At 56.6% G+C, this 22,371-nt stretch carries 28 protein-coding genes; 11 read left to right on the top strand and 17 right to left on the bottom strand.

The genetic code is table 11. The features are described from left to right. Nucleotides 1-19: 19 nt before the first annotated feature. From AC2FF8_RS13435 to AC2FF8_RS13445, 3 genes are all read left to right on the top strand, one after another. Nucleotides 20-232 carry a hypothetical protein gene (locus AC2FF8_RS13435; protein ID WP_496872763.1) on the top strand — a complete coding sequence of 71 codons (213 nt, stop codon included), beginning with the start codon at nt 20-22 and terminating at the stop codon, nt 230-232. A gap of 117 nt (nt 233-349) precedes the next feature. Further along, nucleotides 350-1,276: an MBL fold metallo-hydrolase gene (locus AC2FF8_RS13440; RefSeq protein ID WP_496879924.1), complete on the top strand. Its 927-nt coding sequence runs from the start codon at nt 350-352 to the stop codon at nt 1,274-1,276. Beyond that, nucleotides 1,273-2,217, top strand: coding sequence for an MBL fold metallo-hydrolase (locus tag AC2FF8_RS13445; protein WP_496879925.1), 945 nt, complete (start codon nt 1,273-1,275; stop codon nt 2,215-2,217). The genes AC2FF8_RS13440 and AC2FF8_RS13445 overlap by 4 nt, the downstream gene beginning before the upstream one ends. Before the next feature lies 1 nt (nt 2,218). Here AC2FF8_RS13445 and AC2FF8_RS13450 read toward each other — a convergent pair whose 3' ends face one another. The 14 genes from AC2FF8_RS13450 to AC2FF8_RS13515 all read right to left on the bottom strand — a co-directional run bounded on the left by AC2FF8_RS13450 (nt 2,219) and on the right by AC2FF8_RS13515 (nt 15,140). Next, nucleotides 2,219-3,277: a YeeE/YedE family protein gene (locus AC2FF8_RS13450; protein WP_257600282.1), complete on the bottom strand. Its 1,059-nt coding sequence runs from the start codon at nt 3,275-3,277 to the stop codon at nt 2,219-2,221. A 58-nt stretch (nt 3,278-3,335) separates the two neighbouring features. Then, nucleotides 3,336-4,559 (bottom strand): 5-aminolevulinate synthase, encoded by a 1,224-nt coding sequence (gene hemA / locus AC2FF8_RS13455; RefSeq protein WP_496879926.1) that lies wholly within the window; start codon nt 4,557-4,559, stop codon nt 3,336-3,338. Nucleotide 4,560: 1 nt separating this feature from the next. Beyond that, nucleotides 4,561-4,995 (bottom strand): DUF302 domain-containing protein, encoded by a 435-nt coding sequence (locus tag AC2FF8_RS13460; protein ID WP_170345096.1) that lies wholly within the window; start codon nt 4,993-4,995, stop codon nt 4,561-4,563. Between the two features lie 80 nt (nt 4,996-5,075). Next, nucleotides 5,076-6,338, bottom strand: a complete 1,263-nt coding sequence (locus AC2FF8_RS13465) for an FCSD flavin-binding domain-containing protein (RefSeq protein ID WP_496879927.1) — start codon at nt 6,336-6,338, stop codon at nt 5,076-5,078. 24 nt (nt 6,339-6,362) lie between these two features. Then, nucleotides 6,363-7,070, bottom strand: a complete 708-nt coding sequence (locus AC2FF8_RS13470) for a c-type cytochrome (protein ID WP_170345094.1) — start codon at nt 7,068-7,070, stop codon at nt 6,363-6,365. Nucleotides 7,071-7,072: 2 nt separating this feature from the next. Continuing rightward, on the bottom strand, nt 7,073-8,398 hold the full coding sequence (locus AC2FF8_RS13475) for a c-type cytochrome (protein WP_496879928.1): 1,326 nt from the start codon (nt 8,396-8,398) through the stop codon (nt 7,073-7,075). Then, complete coding sequence (gene soxC / locus AC2FF8_RS13480; protein ID WP_170345092.1) at nt 8,382-9,644, bottom strand: sulfite dehydrogenase; 1,263 nt, start codon at nt 9,642-9,644, stop codon at nt 8,382-8,384. Before soxC ends, AC2FF8_RS13475 begins: the two co-directional genes overlap by 17 nt. A 24-nt stretch (nt 9,645-9,668) precedes the next feature. Further along, on the bottom strand, nt 9,669-11,366 hold the full coding sequence (gene soxB / locus AC2FF8_RS13485; protein WP_496879929.1) for a thiosulfohydrolase SoxB: 1,698 nt from the start codon (nt 11,364-11,366) through the stop codon (nt 9,669-9,671). An 87-nt stretch (nt 11,367-11,453) separates the two neighbouring features. After that, nucleotides 11,454-12,299: a sulfur oxidation c-type cytochrome SoxA gene (soxA, locus tag AC2FF8_RS13490; RefSeq protein WP_170345090.1), complete on the bottom strand. Its 846-nt coding sequence runs from the start codon at nt 12,297-12,299 to the stop codon at nt 11,454-11,456. 70 nt (nt 12,300-12,369) lie between these two features. Continuing rightward, nucleotides 12,370-12,699 carry a thiosulfate oxidation carrier complex protein SoxZ gene (gene soxZ / locus AC2FF8_RS13495; RefSeq protein ID WP_170345089.1) on the bottom strand — a complete coding sequence of 110 codons (330 nt, stop codon included), beginning with the start codon at nt 12,697-12,699 and terminating at the stop codon, nt 12,370-12,372. A gap of 36 nt (nt 12,700-12,735) precedes the next feature. Next, nucleotides 12,736-13,152: a thiosulfate oxidation carrier protein SoxY gene (gene soxY / locus AC2FF8_RS13500; RefSeq protein WP_496879930.1), complete on the bottom strand. Its 417-nt coding sequence runs from the start codon at nt 13,150-13,152 to the stop codon at nt 12,736-12,738. A 46-nt stretch (nt 13,153-13,198) separates the two neighbouring features. Next, a complete protein-coding gene (gene soxX, locus AC2FF8_RS13505; protein ID WP_170345087.1) occupies nt 13,199-13,675 on the bottom strand; it encodes a sulfur oxidation c-type cytochrome SoxX in 477 nt (158 codons plus the stop codon). Nucleotides 13,676-13,806: 131 nt separating this feature from the next. Next, nucleotides 13,807-14,385, bottom strand: a complete 579-nt coding sequence (locus AC2FF8_RS13510; protein ID WP_425079729.1) for a thioredoxin family protein — start codon at nt 14,383-14,385, stop codon at nt 13,807-13,809. A gap of 14 nt (nt 14,386-14,399) precedes the next feature. After that, entirely contained in the window at nt 14,400-15,140 is a 741-nt protein-coding gene (locus AC2FF8_RS13515) for a cytochrome c biogenesis CcdA family protein (protein ID WP_480685427.1), read from the bottom strand. Nucleotides 15,141-15,220: 80 nt separating this feature from the next. On the opposite strand from AC2FF8_RS13515, the gene AC2FF8_RS13520 reads away from it, so the two are divergent. From AC2FF8_RS13520 to AC2FF8_RS13530, 3 genes are all read left to right on the top strand, one after another. After that, nucleotides 15,221-15,595, top strand: coding sequence for a thioredoxin domain-containing protein (locus AC2FF8_RS13520; protein ID WP_170345084.1), 375 nt, complete (start codon nt 15,221-15,223; stop codon nt 15,593-15,595). A gap of 100 nt (nt 15,596-15,695) precedes the next feature. Further along, complete coding sequence (locus tag AC2FF8_RS13525) at nt 15,696-16,004, top strand: ArsR/SmtB family transcription factor (RefSeq protein ID WP_170345129.1); 309 nt, start codon at nt 15,696-15,698, stop codon at nt 16,002-16,004. A 41-nt stretch (nt 16,005-16,045) separates the two neighbouring features. Then, the gene (locus AC2FF8_RS13530) at nt 16,046-17,107 is read left to right on the top strand and encodes a YeeE/YedE family protein (protein WP_170345083.1); all 1,062 of its coding nucleotides are present in this window, start codon (nt 16,046-16,048) and stop codon (nt 17,105-17,107) included. A 571-nt stretch (nt 17,108-17,678) separates the two neighbouring features. On the opposite strand, the gene AC2FF8_RS13535 is transcribed toward AC2FF8_RS13530, so the two are convergent. Beyond that, nucleotides 17,679-17,942: a DUF2312 domain-containing protein gene (locus tag AC2FF8_RS13535; RefSeq protein ID WP_152457363.1), complete on the bottom strand. Its 264-nt coding sequence runs from the start codon at nt 17,940-17,942 to the stop codon at nt 17,679-17,681. 431 nt (nt 17,943-18,373) lie between these two features. Between AC2FF8_RS13535 and AC2FF8_RS13540 the strand changes: the two genes are divergently transcribed. Beyond that, on the top strand, nt 18,374-18,592 hold the full coding sequence (locus AC2FF8_RS13540; RefSeq protein ID WP_170345082.1) for a hypothetical protein: 219 nt from the start codon (nt 18,374-18,376) through the stop codon (nt 18,590-18,592). Nucleotides 18,593-18,601: 9 nt separating this feature from the next. On the opposite strand, the gene AC2FF8_RS13545 is transcribed toward AC2FF8_RS13540, so the two are convergent. Further along, nucleotides 18,602-18,817 carry a hypothetical protein gene (locus tag AC2FF8_RS13545; RefSeq protein WP_170345081.1) on the bottom strand — a complete coding sequence of 72 codons (216 nt, stop codon included), beginning with the start codon at nt 18,815-18,817 and terminating at the stop codon, nt 18,602-18,604. Between the two features lie 243 nt (nt 18,818-19,060). On the opposite strand from AC2FF8_RS13545, the gene AC2FF8_RS13550 reads away from it, so the two are divergent. From AC2FF8_RS13550 to AC2FF8_RS13565, 4 genes are read left to right on the top strand one after another with little or no spacing between them, the layout of a single operon-like run. After that, nucleotides 19,061-19,924: an MBL fold metallo-hydrolase gene (locus AC2FF8_RS13550; protein ID WP_496879931.1), complete on the top strand. Its 864-nt coding sequence runs from the start codon at nt 19,061-19,063 to the stop codon at nt 19,922-19,924. A 35-nt stretch (nt 19,925-19,959) separates the two neighbouring features. Continuing rightward, complete coding sequence (locus tag AC2FF8_RS13555) at nt 19,960-20,388, top strand: YeeE/YedE family protein (protein ID WP_170345079.1); 429 nt, start codon at nt 19,960-19,962, stop codon at nt 20,386-20,388. Beyond that, a complete protein-coding gene (locus AC2FF8_RS13560) occupies nt 20,388-20,819 on the top strand; it encodes a DUF6691 family protein (RefSeq protein ID WP_170345078.1) in 432 nt (143 codons plus the stop codon). Before AC2FF8_RS13555 ends, AC2FF8_RS13560 begins: the two co-directional genes overlap by 1 nt. Nucleotides 20,820-20,828: 9 nt before the next feature. Continuing rightward, nucleotides 20,829-21,260, top strand: coding sequence for a protein tyrosine phosphatase family protein (locus AC2FF8_RS13565; protein WP_170345077.1), 432 nt, complete (start codon nt 20,829-20,831; stop codon nt 21,258-21,260). Between the two features lie 3 nt (nt 21,261-21,263). Here the strand turns inward: AC2FF8_RS13565 and AC2FF8_RS13570 are convergent, their stop codons facing one another. Further along, nucleotides 21,264-22,367 (bottom strand): FliM/FliN family flagellar motor C-terminal domain-containing protein, encoded by a 1,104-nt coding sequence (locus AC2FF8_RS13570; RefSeq protein ID WP_170345076.1) that lies wholly within the window; start codon nt 22,365-22,367, stop codon nt 21,264-21,266. Between the last annotated feature and the right edge of the window lie 4 nt (nt 22,368-22,371).

Consider the following 22,371-nt stretch of genomic DNA (forward strand, 5'->3'; position numbering starts at 1 on the left):
GCACAGCGGGATGAGAACAATGCGCTTTGACGCAGATGGACCGGGATTTTTCGGTGCAAAGCTGCGTCTGCCGTCGCCGTCGTTCAGCGGCTGGGCCTCTCCCCTGTTTCGAGGTCACGTAACAATCGCCTTTCTGACATCATCTCTTCCTCGGCAAACCATCATGGCGCGGATTGCGCTGCACGTTCACTTTGCGCATGACCTTGGTGTCGTCTCCATTTACCACCACTGAAAACCGTTCTTCGCCCAATCGCAAAGAAGACCCGACCGGTTTTTCAGCGTCTTGGAATGATCCTTTGTTGGTACTTCCATCGTTTACAAATAATAATATTCAATTTAATGATTGCGTATGAATGGAATTTCTTTGTCCCGACGCAGTTTCCTGTTCAATGCCACGTGCCTCGCGGTACTTGGAGCTCAAACCAGGATCGTGCAGGCAGAGCTGCGGCTCGGCCCTTCAGCCCGAATTACAACCGTGTCAGACGGATACCTGTCATTGCCACCTGATGTTGTTTTCGGAGCCATGCCCAAAGAGGAGATCGAGCAAATCCTGAGCCGCAATCAAGCGGACGCGACCAAGTACGAGCCAGAGTGCAACGTCACGCTCTATCGAGATGATGAAAACACCGTACTATTCGATGTTGGCGCGGGGCCGGACTTCATGCCTACATCTGGCAAGCTTTTGGAGACCCTTGAAACAATCGACCTGTCGCCCGAGGATGTTACGCATGTGGTCTTCACCCATGCACACCCCGATCACATCTGGGGTGTTCTGGATGACTTCGACGACCTGCTTTTCCCAAATGCGACGCACCTCATTGGACGCAAAGAATGGGATTATTGGTGGAACCCCTCAACGGTGGACACGATTGGCGAAGATCGCACCGCGTTCGCGGCCGGTGCCAAACGGCGATTGGAAGCAATCGAGGATCAGGTCGCGTTCTTTGAGGATGGGCACGAGATCCTTCCCGGTATTGCCGCACGGGCAAGTTTTGGGCACACGCCCGGTCACATGGCCTTTGAGCTTCGAAATGGGGATGAGTCGGTGATGGTCGTCGGCGACGCGCTCGGAAATCCGCACGTTGCGTTTGAACACCCCGATTGGCACAGTGGAACGGATCAGGACCCCCAGGTCGCCGCAGCTGCGCGTTACTCACTTCTGGATCAGATTTCCGAAGAGAAAATGAGAATGATTGGCTTCCACCTGCCGAACGGTGGAATTGGCCGCGTCGAAAAGACCGGTTCGGCCTACAGGTTCATTGGAGAGGCGTCATGATACGATCATTCATGATTGCGGTTGCTTTCGCCACGCCAACTTGGGCAAGCGAGGATATTGCTGACCAGTATCCGCAAAGCGTTCTGTATTCCAAGCCGGTCGAGTTCATTCCTGGCGTCTATTCCGCCATTGGCGCAACCGCTCCACCGACCTACGAAAACTCTGGTCACAACAACAACCTGAGCTTCATCGTGACCGGTGAAGGCGTGGTCGTTGTCAACGGCGGTGCGGCCTATGTCCTTGCCGAGGCGCTGCACAAGGAAATTCAGGCGGTTACGGATCAGCCGGTCACGCTGGTCTTCAACGAAAACGGTCAGGGGCACGCGATGCTTGGTAATGCCTACTGGTCGGAAATCGGTGTTCCAATCGTCGCCCATTCGGATGCAGCTGCCGAGTTCGAGGAGTATGGCCCTCAGATTCTGGAAGGAATGAAACGATACAATCAGGACAAGGCAAAGGGTACGTTTCTGGCAGGCCCAACCGAGACATTCGATGATGAATACGTGCTTGAGATGGGCGACTTCCGGATCGAAGCAAAATACCTCGGACCGGCCCACAGCCCCGGCGATATCTCGATCTGGCTGCCGAACCAAGGCCTTGTCATCGCGGGTGACATGGCGTTCCACGAGCGCATGCTGCCGATCTTTCAGGATACCTATACCGCGGATTGGCTGGAAACCTGGGACAACGAGTTCGAGGCTTTGAATGCCACGTATGTCATTCCCGGGCACGGTCATCCCACGAATATGGATCAGGTGCGCCGCTATACACGCGATTACCTGGTGTACCTGCGAACCAGGATTCAAGAACATATGGATGCAGGCGGCGATCTGACCGAAGCCTACTATGTCGATCAATCCCCCTATGCCCATCTGGACACGTACGAGGAACTGGCAACAAAGAATGCCGGGCGCGTTTTCGAACAGATGGAGTTCGAATAAGTCAGGAATGCTGTAGTACCGGCAGCCGCATCAAAAACCTGTGCGTGCCTATCGCCCCAACCCACATGAAGAAAACGGCAAGCCAGGCTGTCAATGACAGGGCGGCCCCGCCTGAAAGCCCGGCGCCCACGGCGCAACCTCCGGCAAGCATCGCTCCGAACCCCATGAGGACAGCTCCGACCAGGTAACGTTCCATCGGTGTATCCGAGCCAAAACGTTCGATCTTCCACTCGCCGGAAAGGATGGCAGATCCTGCTGCGCCAATGGCCACGCCGGGAACAAGGCCGATACCGAAAGACAGCGCCACATTTCTCTCTGCAACCAACGCCATCAGCGTGTCTGTGGCCGGGCCGGTAAACGTCACTGAAGACACAGGCACGACTTCGAAAGAAGCTTGCGCGATGGAATATGTCATGAACCACCCAAGCGCCACTGCCCCGCCCACGCCTGCGGCTGTCACGATCTTTGCAGGTGCGACATTTCTATGAAACGCAAACACAATTGCCAGAACAAATCCAATTGCGGCAACGGCTGTATAGGCCGGTGGTGAAAGCCCGATTATTGCTGAAAGATCGCGCTGTGCGCCTCCTGAGATGGTCCACAGACCGGAAATCGCTTCACGGGCCGGGCTGAGAACACCTGTGTAGGCTGCCTGAGCCACCAAGGTCAAAATCAATCCTGTCACAAGTGCACGCAGGTTGCCGCACGAGGCCAAGACCAACAGGCGAGATGCACATCCGCGCGCAAGAACCATTCCGATGCCAAACATCGCTCCGCCGATAACCGCACCGCTAAGGCTGCCGGTTGACGCGATGGCGCGTGCTTCTGAAAGGTCCAGCAATTCAAGCGAGACAAGTGCCTGAACCAGCGTCAGTGCCGCGGTAAAGGCAATCAGCCAAACCGCCAAACGGGGGCCAAGCTTACCTTCGGCGACTTCGACAGTCGACGCGCGCAAACAAAAATGGGACTTCTGAGCCGTCACGCCGAACAAGATACCGACGAGCACTCCGGCAAATGCCAATGCGCCCGGGTCTCCCAGCAGATCGATGAGCCTCTCCATGGGCAGAAACTCTCACTTCGTTGCGTATGTGTCCTTGCCTTTGGTCAATTCGTCATCGTCATTGCGCGGCCATCGGCCGGCGCGCCAATTGGCATTGCGTCCATAACTCTCCCAATGCGGATACCAGCCGGTCGACATCTTCACAGGTGTGCACCGGCGACGGCGTAATCCGCAGGCGTTCCGTTCCTTTGGGGACAGTTGGATAGTTGATGGGCTGAATGTAGATCCCATAGTCACGCATCAGCACATCCGAAATGAAGCGACACTTGACCGGATCGCCGACCATGACCGGAATGATATGGCTTGGGTTCGGTGTATGGGGAATACCCAGATCGTCCAGCCTGTCCCGGACCTCGCGCACGCGCTTCTTGTGCTGTTGCCGCTCTGCATTGCTTTGCTTCAGGTGCTTCACCGAAGCCGCAGCACCTGCCGCCACGGCCGGAGGCAAAGCAGTGGTGAAAATAAACCCGCTGGCAAAGGATCGGACAAAGTCGACAAGCTCCTTCGACGCCGCGATGTATCCTCCGACCACGCCGAACGCCTTGCCCAAAGTCCCTTCAATCACGGTCAGGCGGTCCATCAGGCCCTCGCGCTCGGCAATGCCTCCGCCGCGCGGACCGTACAACCCGACCGCGTGAACCTCATCCAGATAGGTCATCGCACCGTAACGATCCGCCAGATCACAGATCCCGGCAATCGGTGCAATGTCGCCATCCATGGAATAGACGCTTTCAAACGCAATCAGCTTTGGCGCATTTGCTGGCAGGTCCGCAAGGTGTCTTTCAAGATCCGCAAGATCGTTGTGCTTCCAGATCCGCTTTTGGCAACGACTGTGACGAATCCCCTCGATCATCGAGGCATGATTCAATTCGTCGGACAAAACCGTGATGCCAGGAATGCGGGACGCCAAGGTTCCCAAGGCGGCCCAATTGGATACGTAACCAGACGTGAACAGCAATGCCGCGTCCTTGCCGTGAAGGTCCGCAAGCTCCTGCTCCAACAGCACGTGTTCGTGCGTGGTTCCCGAGATATTCCGCGTTCCCCCTGCCCCGGCACCACTTTTGTCAATCGCCCCATGCATGGCTGCGAGGACTTTTGGGTGCTGGCCCATTCCAAGATAGTCGTTCGAGCACCAGACAGTGACTTTTTCGGGACCATTCCCCGTGTAACTGCGCGCCTTTGGAAACGCGCCGCACTGACGTTCGAGGTCCGCGAAAACCCGGTAGTTTCCTTCGTCTTTCAGTAGACCAAGTTGATCACGAAAATACTGCTGGTAGTTCATTTCAATCCCCAACAGCCTCTTCAACGATTCCGGACAACAGGGTCTGGACCTTTTGCATTGGGCCGTCCGGATAGCTTCGGTATCCTACCTTCACCCCGTCATCGTCCTCGGTCACGAATATCCCGTATGGGCAATAGCCGATATTCATCGGATCTGCTTCCATCACCTCACGCGAAATCTTTGCCGAGCAAAAAATAAAGATGTCCGCCGCCGCGAATATCTGTTTGTCGCTGCCGACATCAGCGCCCGTTCGGTTCAACATTTCCCCAACGTGGCTCACATAGTCGATGACCAGCCCCTGCCCGACAATAGCGGATTCGACGGCAAAGGTGGCATCATCAAAACTTCCGTCAAAGGGAGTGGTGATGATATCCTCGGCGAGTCCCTGACCGGCGGAGACTGCAAAAAATGCGGCCGTAACGATAAAGTGTTTCATGGTTCTGATCCTCCTCCTGAGCCGCATTTTCTCGGATTGAACTTCCGGGGGCTTTGACCCGTGTCAAAACCCCCGAACTTCTATCCGAACATGTCCGAGGTGATCCCGGCATACCAACCCAGCGACTCTTCGTAGGTTGCTTTTCTCAGATCGGAATCTTCGCCGGTCTGGCTGATGAAGCCGTCCACCTTGGCGATTTTTTCCGGCGTCGCCTCGTAGGTTGCGCCAACCTTCACGCCATCATCCGTGTCGATCAGTGACCAGCAGGTGTTGGAGAACTTGGCCGGGAACACCTTGGATCCGGTCAACGCGCCCCGCACGGCATTCGCACAGACTTTCGCCTGACTGTTGGCCGAGAAACCCGATTTCGGCATGTCGCCCTGCTGGCTGGCGTCGCCAAGGACATAGATGTCCGGATCAGCCTTGGACGACATGTCCGCGGCGTTCACCGGCGCCCAATTGCCGTCGGTCACTCCGGCCATTTCTGCAATATGTCCGGCTCTCATCGCCGGGATCACGTTGCAGACGTCAACTTTGGTCTCTTCTCCGTCGATGGTCAGCGTCATCGCGTCCGGGTTTACCGAGACATTGCCGCCACCGAAGTCTTCGCCGATCCAGTCGACCATGCCTTCATAGTGGTTCGCCCAGCCTTCCTGGAACAATGCCATCTTCGAAAACTTCGGCTTTGGATCTGCCACGATGATTTTCGCAGTTGGGTTGTTTGCTTTCAGAACATGCGCAACCATCGAGACCCGTTCATAGGGCCCGGGCGGGCACCGGTACGGGTTTGGTGGTGCAACCATCGCAAAGGTACCGCCTTCTGGCATCGCCATGATCTGCGCCTTCAGAAGTTCCGTCTGAGAGCCCGCCTTGTACGCATGCGGCATCTTGTTCTGCGCCGAGACGTCCCAGCCTTCAACTGCCCCGTCGACAAAATCGATACCAGGGCTCAGGATCAGCTTGTCGTACGGGACCGAGCCACCACCCGCCAGCGAAACAGTCTTGGCATCGCGATCCACGCCGACGGCCCAATCGTGGACCACGTTGATCCCGTATTCAGCTGCAAGCGTGCCATAGCTGTGGGCGATATCCGAAAGTTCCTGAAACCCTCCCAGATACAGGTTCGAGAAGAAGCAGGTGTAGTAGGTCCGTGACGGCTCGATCAGCGTCACGTCGATCTCACCTTTGCTGTCCTTGGCGATGTAGCGGGCGGCCGTAGCGCCGCCTGCGCCGCCGCCGACAACAACGACCCGGGGTCTGCCCTGAGCCAGAACCATCGGCGCAGATAGTCCGGCTGCCACCACCCCGGCGGCTCCTAGAAATGTTCGTCTATTGAGTGTCATCGCGTTTCCTCCCCTTAGGCACAGTCACTCTGGATTATTGAAGTAGGCGGCCAAAGCCGCAATCTCGTCATTGCTCAGCCTTCCGGCGATCATTTGCATAACCGGATGTGGCCGCTGTCTGTCCTTGTATGCGTGCATGGCGACAACAAAATCCTCGTCGGGCCAATAGACGATCGATGGGATACCTTGGTCACCGCCTTCGATCTGGTGGCACGTCGTGCATTCGCTGCTGAGATATGCGCCGTATTCGGGATCTCCCTGAATCGCCAGGATCGCTGGATCGACGGAATGATCCGTACCTTTCGCGGTTGGGTCCGCTTCGGGAATATCACGGGGATTGTCTGAAAACGCCCGCAAATAGGCAATCACGTTGGCACGGTCTTCCGGGTCTTTCAGGCCGCGAAAGCTCATCCTTGTGCCCGACGCAAATGCACGTGGGTTTTCGATATAGGCCGACAAGGTGTCAGCGTGCCATTCCAAACCCGAATTTCCCGCGCGCACAAGGCTCTTGGAATAATTGAAACCATCGAGACCCGCAGCCTTGCGCCCAAAGACACCATTCAGATGCGGGCCGATTTTGTTTTTAGCGCCTTCGCCAACCTGATGGCAGCCTTTGCATTTGGCGAACACTGTTTTCCCGGCCTCGGCATCACCCAGGTTTTCGGTTGCGTAGGTCGATGACGCGAAAGCCGCCAGAACCGCTGCGCACGACAATAGGTTCGACCACCGCATGATCAACTTCCGAACGATTTAAGGTAGACAATCACGGCCTCAATGTCATCCGGCTTCCTGAGCCCCGCAAAAGACATTCGCGTGCCCTTCATGTAATCCTTGGGTTTCGTCAGGAAGGCCGCCATTTCCTCATCCGTCCAAACAAGGCCGGCCTCGGCTGCGGCCTTCATCGCCTTGGAGTATTTGAACCCCTCGACCGATCCTGCATTGGACCCGACAATCCCGTTCAATGCCGGCCCGGTACTGTGCTTTGCACCTTCACCCACCTGATGGCAGGCTTTGCACTTCTTGAAGACTTTTGCTCCGGCGGCAACCAGTTCCGTTGCCTCGTCAGTCTTTTCGGCCTCTTGAACGGCTGGTTCCGCAGCGGCTTCTTCCTCGGGCTTGGGTGCCGCTGCCGGAATGAACGACGGGCCGTCCGCAGTGAATGTCGGCAACCCGTCCACGGTGGCGTCATTCATCACCGAGTTCGACCCACCTTCGGGCGGCGTTTCGACCAGAAAAACAGAGCGCATCGTGACAGCGGCCTCTGCCTTGCAGTTTTCCATGCAAGGCTCTTTGCGCCATTCAGTGTACTCGGTCTCGGGTCGTGTATCGACGACAAAACCGTCTTTGTTGTACATCTCGAATTCGGCGAAGTTTTCGTTGCTCAATTCGAAATCGTCATCCACCAAATCATTTGAATACAGGATGTAGGCAACAATCGCATAGGTCTCATCCGCGGTCAAAGTGCCCGCCTCGCCAAATGGCATGGATCGGGAAATGTAGTCCCAGGCAGTAGACAAATGCGGCCAGTAGGACCCGACGGTCTTCACGGGATCTTCGTTTGCAAGCGTATCGAACCCACCGGCAAGAACAGGCCAGTTGTCCACACCTTCCGCGAATTCTCCGTGACAGGACGCGCAGCGGTCGGCAAAAACCTCTTCCCCGGTCCAAACGTCGCCCGATCCGACAGGCAAGCCCCGCCCGTCCGGCAGAACATCAACGTCCCAGGCCGCGATCTCTTCCTCCAGCGCAGGCCGTCCAAGCCCATAGGTACCCTCGCGGCTGGGCGCGGGTGCGGTCAGGTTCGCGCCATTCGCAACCCGTTCCGCGGCAGCAGCCTGAATTTCCTGAACTTTGAGCTCAAGCTGGGCTGCTCGTTCGGCTTCTGACTTCGCTTTTTCCTGTGCGGCTGCTGCGTGGGCCTCAACCTGGCCAATCCGGGTTTCCAAAGTTTCGATCTTCGATTGGCCGAAGTTTCGGTTGGCGAACACCAACGCCCCCGCAAGCACCAACGTTGTGCCGCCGAATACCGGCAGGAAAACATGACTAAGAGACTTCGACATTCTCGGCGATCCCTTCTGCGCTTACGTACCACGTCTGGATACAGTTGTTGTGATAGACCGAGTTTTCGCCGCGCTTTTCGCGCAGCTGGTCTTTGGTCGGCTGTACATAGCCGGTCTCATCCATTGCTCGGGCCTGTAGGAGCATGGGTGCCCCGTCCCAATTCGTGTCGAGATAGAAACGTGTCAAAGCCTTGGTGTCGCCCTGCTTGCCAAGGCGTGCCGTTTCCCACGTGATGCCGCCGTCCTTGGATACATCAACACGGGTAATCTGTCCGTGGCCTGACCATGCAAGCCCTGAAATCACCAGCGGCCCGGGCCCATGTTTGATCGGCATTTGCGGACTGGGCGAGGTTATGACGGATTTCGCATCCATCACCCAGGTCCATTTCTGGGCTGTGCCGTCGGCATAAACATCGGTGTATTTCGAAGTTTCTTCGCGGCTTTCCACCGCCCTGTCGACGACCTCGATCCGGCGCAGCCATTTGACCCACATGTTGCCTTCCCAGCCTGGCACGACCAGGCGCACAGGATAGCCATGCTCCATCCGCAGGGCTTCGCCATTTGCCTTGAAGGCCACCAGAACGTCATCCAGCGCTTTTTCCATCGGAATGGAGCGGCCATTGGACGACGCGTCCGCGCCCTCGACATAGACCCATTTGTCGGGCGAGATATCGGCGCCGGCCTCCTGCAACAGCGTGCGCAGCGGGACACCGGTATATTCCATGTTGTGGATCATACCATGGGTGAATTGCACACCGTTGAGTTGCGCGCCTGCCCACTCCATCCCGGTATTCGCCGCGCATTCGCAGAAATACACGTGGTTTTCGCGCGGGAACCGCTCGATGTCGTCATACGTAAAAACCAGCGGGCGATCGACCAGCCCGTTGATCATCAGCCGATAGTCTTCCTTGCGCAGTTCAATCGCGCCAGAGTGATGACGTTCAAAGGCGCAGCCCTGCGGCGTTATCGTCCCTTCGAGCGCATGGATCGGCGTGAAGTTGATCGACGAAATCGGAGAGGCGGTCAGCCATTCCACATTGCGTCGCACGACATGGGATTCATAGCTGATCGGCATGCCATAAGGTGTCTCGTCAACGCCTGCACCCGTGTACGATGCCCAATCCTGAAGCTCTGTTATCAGGGGGTCGGGCGTTTCTGCCACTGCCGCACCTGCAACTGACCCCGCGGCGACCGCGGCACTGCCTTTCAGGAAGGCCCGGCGCGACGGTTTGAACGCGTCATCCATATCTCTTAGGTCTCCATCTGTTTCTTAAGCGCCGACGACATCGACACTGGTGTTTTCTTGCACCGTTACGGTGCCTAGATTGCGAATGTGGTTTTCGACGACATCCCAGATCGGCGGACCCTCGGTGCCTTCGTTGACGCTGGCCCAGCCGGCCACGACATAGGTTTTCGACGGATCAATCGCTTCACCTGTCTTCAGCAAAGTCATTTCGCTGATCCGCTGCCCTTGTGGCTTGGTCACGTCGATGCGGTAGCCCAGCCCACCGACACGGACCATGTCGCCGCCCTGCTGGTAGTAAGGATCAGGGTTGAACAGGTTGTCGCCAACATCCTCGAGGATCACATGGATGAATTCACCCGTCATTTCCGTGCGATAGGCATTCGGGTAAGACATCGAGGTGACGTTCCAGATGTCCTCGCGCGTGATCTCCTGCCCCGGCAGGATCGACGGGCCCCATCGAACGCCAGGCGACATGGCAATGTCTGCCTCACGTTCTTTAAGCAGGGCGTCGCAGATCAGATCATCCCAAGTGCCGTTGAAATTGCCGCGACGATAGAGCAACGAGTCCGTTTTACCGATCACTTCGCTGAGCGTGGCCTCATACGGCGCGCGCTGCTCATCTATCAGAGCGGTAATCGCAGGATCAGGAGCGATAACATTAGAGAAAATCGGGATCAGCTTGTGCTTCAAGCCCATCAACTGCCCATCTCGTACATCCAGGTCCACGCGGCTGACGAATTTGCCGTTCGAGCCTGACGCGATGATGTGTGTTTTGCCCACCAGAACCGGCTCGGGCAGCGCGTCATGAGTGTGGCCGCTGAGGATCACGTCGATCCCCTGCACCCGGCCTGCCATTTTTTTATCTACGTCAAAGCCGTTGTGGCTGAGGACGACGACGACATCGGCACCGGCACCGCGAACCTCGTTAACCATTGCCTGCATGTTCTCATCCCGAATACCGAAAGAGTATTCAGGGAACATCCAGCCCGGGTTCGCGATTGGCATGTATGGGAATGCCTGCCCGATCACGGCAACTTTTGCACCGCCCCGGTCAAAGAACTTGTAGGGCTTGAACAATTCCGCGGGTTCATCCCATTCGGCATCAAAAATGTTCTGACCCAAGGCGGCAAAGGGCAGCCCTTCGACGATTTCGTTCACTCTGTCGCTGCCCAGCGTGAACTCCCAATGGAAGGTCATTGCATCGGGTTTCAGCGCGTTCATGACATTGACCATGTCCTGACCGGCTGTCTGGTAACAGGTGTAAGATCCGTGCCAGGTATCGCCGCCGTCCAAAAGCAGGGCATCGGGTCGGTCCGCACGGATGGCGTTGATGACTGTAGAAACCCGGTCCAAACCACCGACCCGACCGTAGGTTTTTGCCAGGGCTGCAAAGTCGTCATAGGTCAATGCATAGGCCGAGGGGCTGCCATCTTCGATCCCATAGGCCTTGCGGAACGCGGCCCCCGTAACGTGCGGCATCTGCCCTTTCGCTTCGCCGATACCCAGGTTTACCTCGGGTTCACGGAAGTAAATCGGTTTGAGTTGCGCGTGGATGTCGGTGACATGGATCAGGCTGATATTGCCAAAGGTTTCAAACTCCAGCAGCTGATCCTGCGTCAGACTTTGCTGCGCTGCAAGTCTGGCCCAATTGCCAAACCCGGACGCCCCGTACAGAGCCGATGCCGCCATTGAAACCTGCAAGAAGTCACGTCGAGAAATCATCTTTCAGCTTTCCTGTTACACATATAAATGTGTGAATGTTGCGTTCCTGAAAAACCCGCGCGGGACATCGCCCACGCGGGTCGTTCGTTATTGGCGCACAGCCGGGGTTTCGACTGAAAGCCCGTTGCCACGCGAGGCAACATAAAGCTCTAGCGCACGGAACTCGTCCGACCCTTCGGCAAAGGTTTCCGCCCGCGTATCACGAATACAACCGCGGAAACGATTGTGTCGCGAGATCAGCTTGGCCTGTTTCAAGCGGTAAGTCGGGAACCCGTTGATCATTCCCTGGCTCAGGTGATCTGCCCGGATCATGTTGCCCCAATTGTCTTCATGACAGTTGGCACAGCTCAGCTCCAGCTGACCATAGCGTGTGTAGTACATTTCCTTGCCCTGTTCCCAATACGGGGCTGCATCACCGTCAATGGCAACGTTCATGGGCATTCCGCGTGACTGAAGGCCGATCAAAGCGACCATGCCCTGCATATCGCCACCGGACCATTTCCAGGCATCGGCCTCCATACGCTCGGTTCGGCACTCGTTGATCAGATCTTCCATGACCACCAGCTTGCCGGTTTCGGCATCAACCTTCGGCATGGAAGCCTGCAATCCCTTGAAGCTTTCCACCCCGTCGTGGCACGAGGCACAGCTTTTGCCGGCAGCCCCATCAACCGTCTCATAAAGGTCGGCGGCCTGATCGACGAAGATCATCGCCGGATTGTCGAAATCATCGATCTGAAGGGCCTGGGTTTCATCCGTACGGAAATGCCAACCGGAATAGATCGTGTCCAGGTTTTCCAGATGCGCCGGCGCTTCGGTGACCGAGGTCATGTCCAGCTCGCCATTGATCACGAGATTGTCTTCGTCCGGTCCGGCCATTGCTGCCGCTGGGAAAACCAGAACTGCCGCGATCGCCGTTAATGCCTTTGTATTCATTACGTTCCTCCCTTGGTGGACCAGCGCCAAACGTCATGTCCGGCGCTGATCTGCCTTAGTGGTCGAGCCGTCAGGCGATCTCGATCGATTTCTTCTCGTCGTAGACAGAGCCGTCGTCATCGTACCAGGTGAACACGAACTCACCTGCCTCGGGCACGGTTGCCTCAAACTGAAAGTACGGATTGGTAGAAATTGCCGGCTCCATCGTCACATCGATCACCATTTCGCCGTTAAACTCGCAGGTGAAACGGTTGATGATCGACCGAGGTATGACGTTGCCTTCTTTGTCCTTGCGCTGTCCGCTTTCCATCTTGTGGCTGATCAGTGTCTTGATCGTGACGGCTTCGCCAGCAGCGGCTTTCTTCGGAACCTTGACGCGGGGTTTCACACCGGATGCCATTGGTTAGTCTCCTGTTCTTCGAGGCATGCGTGGCTATCAGCCGCCGCAGCCGCCGATTGTCACTTTTACGGTCGCGGATGCCTTGGCAAAGCTGCCATCTGCCATCTTCGCCACGGCAATCACGTCTTGCGTTCCCGCAAGGCGGATACGGGTCGAAGCGGCTTGTTCAGAAGCCAGCGGGCCGAAATTGAACGTTGCGACGCCCGGTTCGGGGTTGCCTGCTGCAACGATCAGAATCGACGCTGCACCCGGGGCGCTTACTTCGATCGGAACCGTGTTTCCGTTTTCGGCGATTTCAGGTGCCGTCAGTGTAACACCGCCGTCAGCCACATCCGCCCCACCTGTAAACGCGGCAATCGCATCCTCAGCGGCCGCATTTGCACGAAGCGGCATCATTGTCAGGAACGCGGCACCCAGCCCAAGGGCCAGAGTTTCGCGGCGAGAGAGTTCCATTTTCAATCTCCTTTGAATCTTCGACAATCACACTTTGGAAGCGCGACTATTGCTCTTTCAGGGTCGCAAGAAACGCGACCACGTCTTCGATTTCCTGAGCTGTCAGGATCGACGTCAGAGGCTCGGTCGGGGCTTTGCCGGTATAGGCGTCGCCCGGGCGGATATAGCCGTCATCCTTGTAGAATGCCGGCATCACCGTGCCTTCGAACGTCATTTTCGCGTTTGCAACCAGTCCGCGAAGCTCGGCCTCGGACCAACGATCACCGGCACCATCCAGCGTCGGGCCAACCTCGCCCTGGAATGGAATGTCGGCCAAAGCCGATACCGCGTGGCACGCCACGCAATTGCCTTTTGACTTGTCGCCAACGATCAGCGCGCCATTTGCCGCATCACCGGCGGTGCCGGTCAAAGACGCCTCTACCTCACCATATTCACCATAGGTTACGCTTTCCGGGTCTGTCTCCGCAGCAAAAGCGGCAGCCCCCGTCATTGCGCAGACCAATGTTAAGAGTCTCAGCTTCATGATCCCTCCCATTTGCTAATACGCCGACGGCGCCTTGCGACCCAAAGCATTTGTGTACCGTAGTCGACGAGTGCGGTCTGTCGCAACATTAAATTCATTACAATGAATTTTTTTATTTATAACTCCGACCCTCAGTCTTGCGAAACATTGTTTCGCTCCTGAATGCGTCGCGCGTGATATCGCTGAAAATCTTCACCATTATCAAGTTCGTACCGCTTCTCGTAGACCCAGGTGAAAAGGTCCAAAGTTGTTCCTTTGGCGAACGCTCCCGGCATTACTGCAACCGCAGCTTCAATGGCGGTGGCGTCCTCGGGAACTTCTTCCGGCAGAAATACAAGGGTCGGGGTAAACAGAATCCCCCATTTGCGCATCAGCGCTCTTTGCTCGCTCTCTTCCCCATCAAAGTCGGTGGCCGTGGTACTTCCGTGCAAATCCAGTTGGACGACAAAAAAGTTCTCTTCGATGAACGCCGCCAGGTCAGGCTGGGGGAAAACCTCTTCGTGCATTTTCTTGCAATAGATGCAGCCCTGTTGCTCGATAAACAAAACCAACCGCTTGCCTTCACCTGACGCCTCTTCAAGATCCTCGCGAAGGTCTTTGAACGTGTCGCGCATCCACGGTGTTTTATGCAACCCGTCGTCGCCAAGCTCGGCGGCGGAAACCGCCATGCCCAACAAGCATGCCATCAATACTGACAATGTTCGCTTCATATTTTCCTCCCGTATTATCCGATGGCCGCAAGCCAGGGCATGTGGTCCAGCATCCATTGGGCGACTTGATTGATCGAGTTGGTTGCGATCAGGACGCCGAACAGAATCAACAACGCGCCCATCCCCTTCTCGATCAGAGGCAAATGCTTTCTGAACCGCGCCATCCACTGCATGAAGGGGCGAACCAAGAAAGCCGCCAGAACAAACGGTGCGGTCATTCCTACCCCGTAGACGAACAAAAGAACCGCTCCACGCCAAGCCGTCTCGGTTCCGGCCGCTGTAAACAGGATTGCAGCAAGCACCGGCCCGACACAGGGCGTCCAGCCGAAAGCAAATGCCAGTCCAAGAACATATGCCCCGATCAGGCTCAGGTTTGATGTCTCGCCGACGTCTGCCCGAAACTGGCGATACAGAAACCCGATGCGAATCAGCCCAAGGAAATGCAAACCCATCGTCACGATGATGGCTGCCGCCATCCAACGAAGGATATCGAAGTATTCGCGAACAAGTTGTCCGAATATCGAAGCCGTGGCTCCGAGAGCCATAAAAATCGTTATGATCCCCGCTGAAAATGCGATTGCAGCAAGCGTTGCCCTGCGGCGAACGTTGCCGGAAATGGCGGAATTCGCGGAAATCTGCTCCATCCCGACACCCGCCAGATAGCTGAGGTAGAACGGCACAATCGGAAGGATGCAGGGGGACAGAAAGGACAACAGCCCAGCGACCAGAGCTCCTGCAAATGTAATGTCGAGCATGGTCAAACCTGTCCTGGCGCGCTATCATTCATACATTCAAAGTAATAAAGATATGTCGCCGCGGTCAATCGGAGCTTGAGATGCGCCACCTTTTCCTGCTTGTGCTTGCGGTCACGCTGCTTGTTTCGCCCCGGGTTTTACGGGCGGAAATGACACTTCTGATGGCCGAAGAAGATGGGTGCATGTGGTGTGCCCGATGGGATTCCGAAATCTCGGGGATCTACCCGAAAACACCGGAAGGAAATGCCGCCCCGCTTCAGCGCATAGACATCCATGCATCCATGCCGGATGGAATCGAACTGGGAAGACCTCTGTACTACACTCCAACCTTTGTTTTGCTGAACAACGGCCGCGAAGTCGGCCGGATCGAAGGGTACCCCGGCGAAGACTTTTTTTGGGGCATGTTGGGCGTGCTGCTACGTGACGCAGGGGTACAGATTGAGACTTCTGGATAAACGACGGTATAATACATAAACTGTTTTGAATGCGTGAAGCTGAGAAAGCGAGGCGATCTTGTTGGATAAACCATCGAAACTGCCAGTGTTCACAAAAGACATGTGCGCAGAAGATCTGGACCGAATGATGGAGAACGCGCAAACGGCATCAAACTTCCTTAAGGCCATCAGCCACGAGGGGCGCCTGATGATCTTGTGCTATCTGTCATCGGGTGAAAAGTCCGTCACCCAGATGGAAGAGATGCTGTCGGCGAGACAGGCCGCCGTATCCCAACAGTTGTCCCGACTGCGCTTTGAAGGCTTGGTCAAAACACGGCGCGAGGGTAAGACTATCTATTACAGACTGGCTGATGATCGTTCGACGCAAATACTGGAAGTCGTCTACGATCTTTTCTGCCGGGACACGTAGAAGCCGGTCAAGACGCCGCCAGCTTTGGGAGGAGACTGGCAATGCTCGAAGCATTGGGAGACGCAAATGCCGTTGCTCTGATCGGTTTGATTGGAGGCATCGCATTGGGGCTGGCCGCACGCATCGGGCGCTTTTGCACGTTGGGTGCCATCGAAGATTACCTTTACGCGGATGATGATCGGCGTCTTCGCATGTGGGCGGTTGCGATTGGCGTTGCGATTGTTGGAAGCCATACCGCCATGGCGTTCGGGTGGCTTGACCCTGTCGGGACACGCTACCTTGCCCAGACCTGGAACCCGATCGGTTCGATCGTGGGCGGCCTCATGTTCGGTTATGGAATGGCCATCAGCGGGAACTGCGGCTATGGCGCGTTGGCAAGACTGGGCGGTGGCGACCTTCGATCCTTCGTCATCGTTCTGATCATGGGTCTTTCGGCGTATGTCGTAATGTCGGGCCCCCTGGCATATCTTCGGGTTTGGCTGTTTCCGGTCGAAATGGATCTCAGCGCCCCCCAAAGCGTCAGCTTTCTTGCTGAACGGATGACTTCTGTTCCGGCGTGGCTCTTCGGTTCTGCCGTCGGTATTGTTTTGGTGGTCTTTGCTTTGGCGAACCAGCAGTTCCGCCGCACGCCAGCGCAAGTGTTCTGGGGATCTGTGGTTGGACTGGCGATCGTTTCGGGCTGGCTTGGCACGAACTGGGTAGCGACCCACGGTTTTGACGGTGAGCCGGTGCAAACCCACACCTTCGCTGCACCCTTGGGTGACACGATATTCTACTTGATGACAGCGTCCGGAAACACGTTGTCTTTTGCCGTCGGATCCGTCTCGGGCGTTCTGATCGGCGCGTTTTTGGGATCCTGGTCAAAGGGCCATTTTCGCTGGGAAGCCTGCGAAGATCCACGTGAACTGAAACGGCAAATGCTGGGCGCGGCGATCATGGGCCCCGGAGCGATCATCGCAGTCGGTTGCAGCGTCGGACAAGGCATATCTGCCTTTTCACTTCTGGCCTACAGCGCGCCCGTGACATTCGCCGCGATCTTTGCGGGCGCGGCGCTTGGACTGAAACAGCTCGTGTCCGGACTGTCCTTCATTACCGAGCGCTGAGTTCAAAACACTACCAAGCCCTATACCGAAAAGGTGTCGGTCGCGCCGATCAGCCCCACTTGAGTGGTCTGGCTTTGTTGGTTGGTGCATGACCGGCCTTTGGTTGACCGACAGGATGCTTTGCGGCGCTTGCGCCCTCAGTGGCGATCGAGGATTCTGCACAGCTCCGTCGCATGTGCCACACGGCTAAAATACGGATTAGGAATCTTCAACGATTTTCAATACCAAAAAAACCCAGCCCTTGAGCCGCATGCCTTCGGGCAATCACGAGGCAGGACTTGCCTCGGATAAACTATCAAAAAAGGCAACAAGGTCTTCAGCAACCGCAGCTTCGGCTTTCTGACACATTGAAGATCTGCCAACGAAAACGAGATTTGGTCGTCCGCAAGGACCCTGCAAACCCACAAGGCCACTGAGGCAAAAAGCAATCACCGGACAGCCAGCCAGGTCTTCGATTTTGAAATCTGCGCCCGGTCTGGCTGTACATGTTGCATTCTTGGCAAGTGACAAGCTTTTCCCTGCAAAGCTTTCGTCAGCCTGACTGAAAAAGCACTTTTGCCAAGAACCGGTCTTAGTTCATGCCCAAGGCTTCTTTGTACATCTCGATGACAGCCTCTTGCTCGGCAATATCATCCTTATCTCTTTTTCTGAGAGAAATGATGCTGCGAAGAGCCTTCACATCGTAGCCGCGTGATTTACTCTCTGCGTACACTTCCTTTATTTGATCCGCGATGTCTTTCTTTTCCAACTCCAGGCGCTCGATACGCTCAACAAATTGGCGCAGCTCCCCAGAGGTGACCTTGTAACTTGCTTCTGCTTCTTCCGACATGCTCATCCAATTCTTCCCAATTCTGGATCATCACCGCTAAGAGAATACAGTTCATACCCCGTGTATTCGTCTCAAGCTTTGGTTGCTACACACAAAACAGTTTTCTAGAGGCAGAAGCAACGACGTGCCCGGGCCTCGGCCATGGCTTCTTTCCGTTGTTCCACCAGGTTGTTTTCACCGCATCCAGACCCTCAAACCGTTCGATGAACTGGCACGTTTCATCAGCAGTCACGCGACAGTTGGGGGCAGCCTGATTGTTGATGATGCCTTCCATACGCGTCCGTCCCACGGGCTGAAATCTGATGCAGGATGCCGGATACAATGCCGCCGCCCGGGTCGCAAGCACCCAATCCCACCCAAACCCCAAGTGTGCTTGTACGGCGCGATCCGATCCGGTAAGCGCGGGGGGGGTAGTTCAAGAAGAGATGTAGGGCACCATGTTCGAATTCATCACCTGGGGCGGCGCAGCCCTTTCTCTGGCCGGACTCGCTGGCCTGATCTGGTGCATTCTTCGCGTGATGAAAGCGCGCAAAGCGGGTCTGTCAGACGACGAATTGCGCGCGACCGTTCAGGGCGTTTTGCCATGGAACCTGGCGTCTTTGTTCCTGTCCGTTCTTGGATTGATGCTGGTCATCCTCGGGATATCCTTTGGATGACCTCTTGTATCAAACCGGCAGGTTATCGAACTGCGCTTCCATAGCGTCTTCGCACAGGGCTGCATCCAGACGCCGCAGGCGGGACGGCACCTGCATCCCCTGCTGTCGCATACGGTCGACAACCTTGCTCACACTCGGCTGAAGCGCCAAACGCGTATCAAGGCTCGCATTTCTGAGCTCTTGCTCAAGCCGTTCTGCTTCGGAATAAAGACTTGTCGATGTCATAATACCCTCCCAAGTGTCGCCAGTATCCCAGATATAGGTAACGGGAATAAGACCCGCTGATGTTAACCTGAAATTGTGCGGGATATTGCCCAACACGTTCGCGTTTTCGGCAATCCGGCGCGGATGACCCAAATTTTAGGCTGTTTCAATCGCGAATGCCTTGACCCGCATCAAACACAGGTTCGATGTTGCATCACATTCCATTTTACATATATGATCGTGACAACCGATACGGAGGAAATCATGACACCCACAGTGAAAGCGTTTTTTGACGATCAAACCTTCACGGTGTCCTACGTTGTTCATGAACCGCAAGGGCGCGCCTGCGCCATCATCGACAGTGTCCTGGATTTCGATCACGCATCGGGGCGCACAGAGACAAAATCGGCTGACGCAATCATCGACTTTGTGCGCGCGCACGATCTAAAGGTCGAATGGATTCTGGAAAGCCACGTTCACGCCGATCACCTGTCCGCGGCCCCCTACCTGCAACAGGAACTGGGTGGCAAAATCGGAATAGGCGCTCAGATCGTCACCGTGCAGGACACGTTCGGCAAAGTCTTCAATGAAGGAACCGAGTTCCAGCGCGATGGCAGCCAGTTCGACGCCTTGTTCTCGGAGGGGGACAGTTTCCACATTGGGCAGATGCGGGGCGATGTTCTCCATACCCCGGGCCATACCCCGGCCTGCCTGACCTATGTGATAGGCGACGCCGCCTTTGTGGGCGACACGCTGTTCATGCCGGATTTCGGAACGGCGCGCTGCGATTTTCCCGGTGGCTCCTCAGCCACATTGTTTGGATCGATCCAGAAAATCCTGTCGCTGCCAGACGAAACGCGCATCTTCGTCGGACATGACTACAAAGCGCCGGGCCGCGATGAATATGCCTGGGAAACGACGGTAGGCGAACAGAAAGCGCTGAACGTCCATATCGGACAAGGGCGGAGCATCGAAGAATTCGTGGAAATGCGCGACGCAAGGGACGCCACCCTTGCCATGCCGCGCCTGATCCTGCCCTCTTTGCAGGTCAACATGCGGGCCGGGCAAATGCCGCCTGCTGATGAGCAAGGCGATGTATTCCTGAAGCTGCCGGTGAACAAAATCTGACGCAAGTCAAATCAATCGAAAAAGGATAAACCCACATGAACATCGAGTGGATCTGGGGGCTGTGCGGTGGCCTGCTGATTGGCCTGGGCGGAGCCGTGTACCTGCTTGGAAATGGCAGGATCATGGGTGCAAGCGGCATTTTGGGTGGCCTTGTCGATGGTGAGGCCGGCGACACCAAAGCCGAACGCCTGGCCTTCATCGCCGGGTTGATCGGAATGCCGCTTCTGCTGCGGCCACTGATCGCCCCCGAGGCCCAAACGCATCTTACCAACAATCTGGGCCTTGTTGTTGTGGCCGGGCTTCTGGTCGGTGTGGGAACGCGTATCGCCAATGGCTGCACGTCGGGTCACGGGGTCTGTGGCATCTCGCGATTTTCTCTGCGCGGCATCGTGGCCACCGTATTCTATATCCTTGCCGGCGGAATGACCCTCGTCCTGCTGCGCCATGTTTGGGGGTTGATCTGATGCGCCTTTTGATTGCTTTGCTCGCAGGATCCCTGTTCGGTGCCGGATTGTTGATTTCTGGCATGACGGACACGACCAAAGTTCAGGGTTGGCTGGATGTTTTCGGAAACTGGGACCCGACCCTGGCCTTTGTGATGGGTGGCGCCATCCTGCCGATGCTTCTGGCCTGGAGGCTGACCACCGGGCGCAAGGCCTTGACCGGAGGCGATTTTCCACCCCCTGCGAGGTCCGAGGTTGATCGCAGGCTCATCATTGGTTCCGTCCTGTTCGGAATGGGCTGGGGCTTGGCCGGGCTTTGCCCGGGACCGGCGATGGCCTCGCTGACATATGGTGGTTTGGGTGGGCTGGTCTTTCTGATCGCGATGATTGCAGGCATGTTCATTGCACCAACGCTAGGGGCTCAACTGGACAGAGCCGCAAACGCGGCCTAAGGATTTCGCATGGAGATTCGACCGATCACGCCCCGCTATGCTGTCTCGCCGCAGATCACGGTTGAAGACGTCCCGGCAATTGCCGAGGCAGGCTTCGTCAAGGTGATCTGCAACCGGCCCGATGTTGAGGTTCCCGCGATCATGCAATCCGACGCGATCGGTGAAGCCGTCCGTGCAGCGGGCATGGAATACGAGGTGTTGGAGCTGACCCACCAGACCATGACGCCCGAGATCGCAAAGCGGCAGCGTGACCTGGCAGAAAACTGCGATGGTCCGGTTCTGGCTTATTGCGCCTCGGGCACTCGGTGTTCGGTGGTCTGGGCCCTTGGTCAATGCGACCGCATGAGCACGGACGACATTCTGGCCGCCACGACAAATGCCGGGTATCAACTGGAAAACCTGCGCCCTGCCCTGGAACAACTCCGCAGCAAGGCAGATTAGGCCCTATTCTGCGTCGGGATTCGTGTCGGCGGCGTCAAGGCCAGCCAGTTGCGAAATCTCTGCGACCATCCGCTCGGAATCGTTCAATGACAGATCGGTGTCCGTCAGGTCCAAACCCTCGTCCCCTATTGCCGGCGGCATGACATCCACCGCGCTGGAATCTGGTTCGACCAGGTGGTCGTGCGGCTGCATTCTCCCGCGGCTCTCGATGAACTCCTGCGCGTCGTCCCCCGACAAGGCGGGTAAGGCTGCATGTTCGTTCAATCGAACGGCGCGCAACCCACCACATTGACCAAGGCGGCCAATACCCGTTGGCTTTCGGTCGATGGTCAATATCTCAGTTCTGTCCAGACGCGCCCCGCGCAATGGCAAAACACATCCAGGTTGAATTTCTGACAGATCGGACAATGGCAGCGACATCCGGCACAAGACGGCGTTCAGTTCCGCCCGCACAACACCCGATGCCTGCTCGAGTCGGGGACCGGCCGGGTCCGAGACCTCCTCTGCCTTTTCCGGGGTGGCAGGATGCTCTGGAAGAAAGATCGAGATCTGTCCCTGCTGCGCCCCGCCGGCCAAATCAACCGTCAGATCGAAGACGCGGTATTCATCTTCAGTCATGGCCAACGACAAGCCGCGCGAATCTTTCGCACGTGCCGCGAACTCATATCCCGTCAGGCAGACCTCCTCGGCCGCAGCGTCTATGGAGCCGGCGGACAAGGTCAGAGCGGTTTCGATAAATGGCACCACCATGGCGGCATCCGTGTCCGTGAAGGCCCTTGGGTCGGGATCACCGGGCAGTACGTGACCGATGGTCTGGGTTTGCACAACGGCGGACACCACATGCGGGCTCAGGCAAATCCCAGCGCGCGCCTCCGGCCCGTCAAACACCAGCATCAGCCAATCCTGAGCGACTGATTCCACCATGTCATCCTGCGTGCGGTTGGCCTGTTTTGCCCCGATGACGGCCAAGGGAAGGTTCAATCGCTCACTTGCTGCCCGCGCAAACCCCAAGCGCAGCGCCCGCAGAACCGAACGCGGGCGATCGCCCAGATCTTTTCGTCCAACAGACAGTTTGCGCGCCAAAGCAGCGCTGACAGTTTGTGACATGGCG

The sequence above is a fragment of the Ruegeria sp. YTSA144 genome (assembly GCF_059610125.1).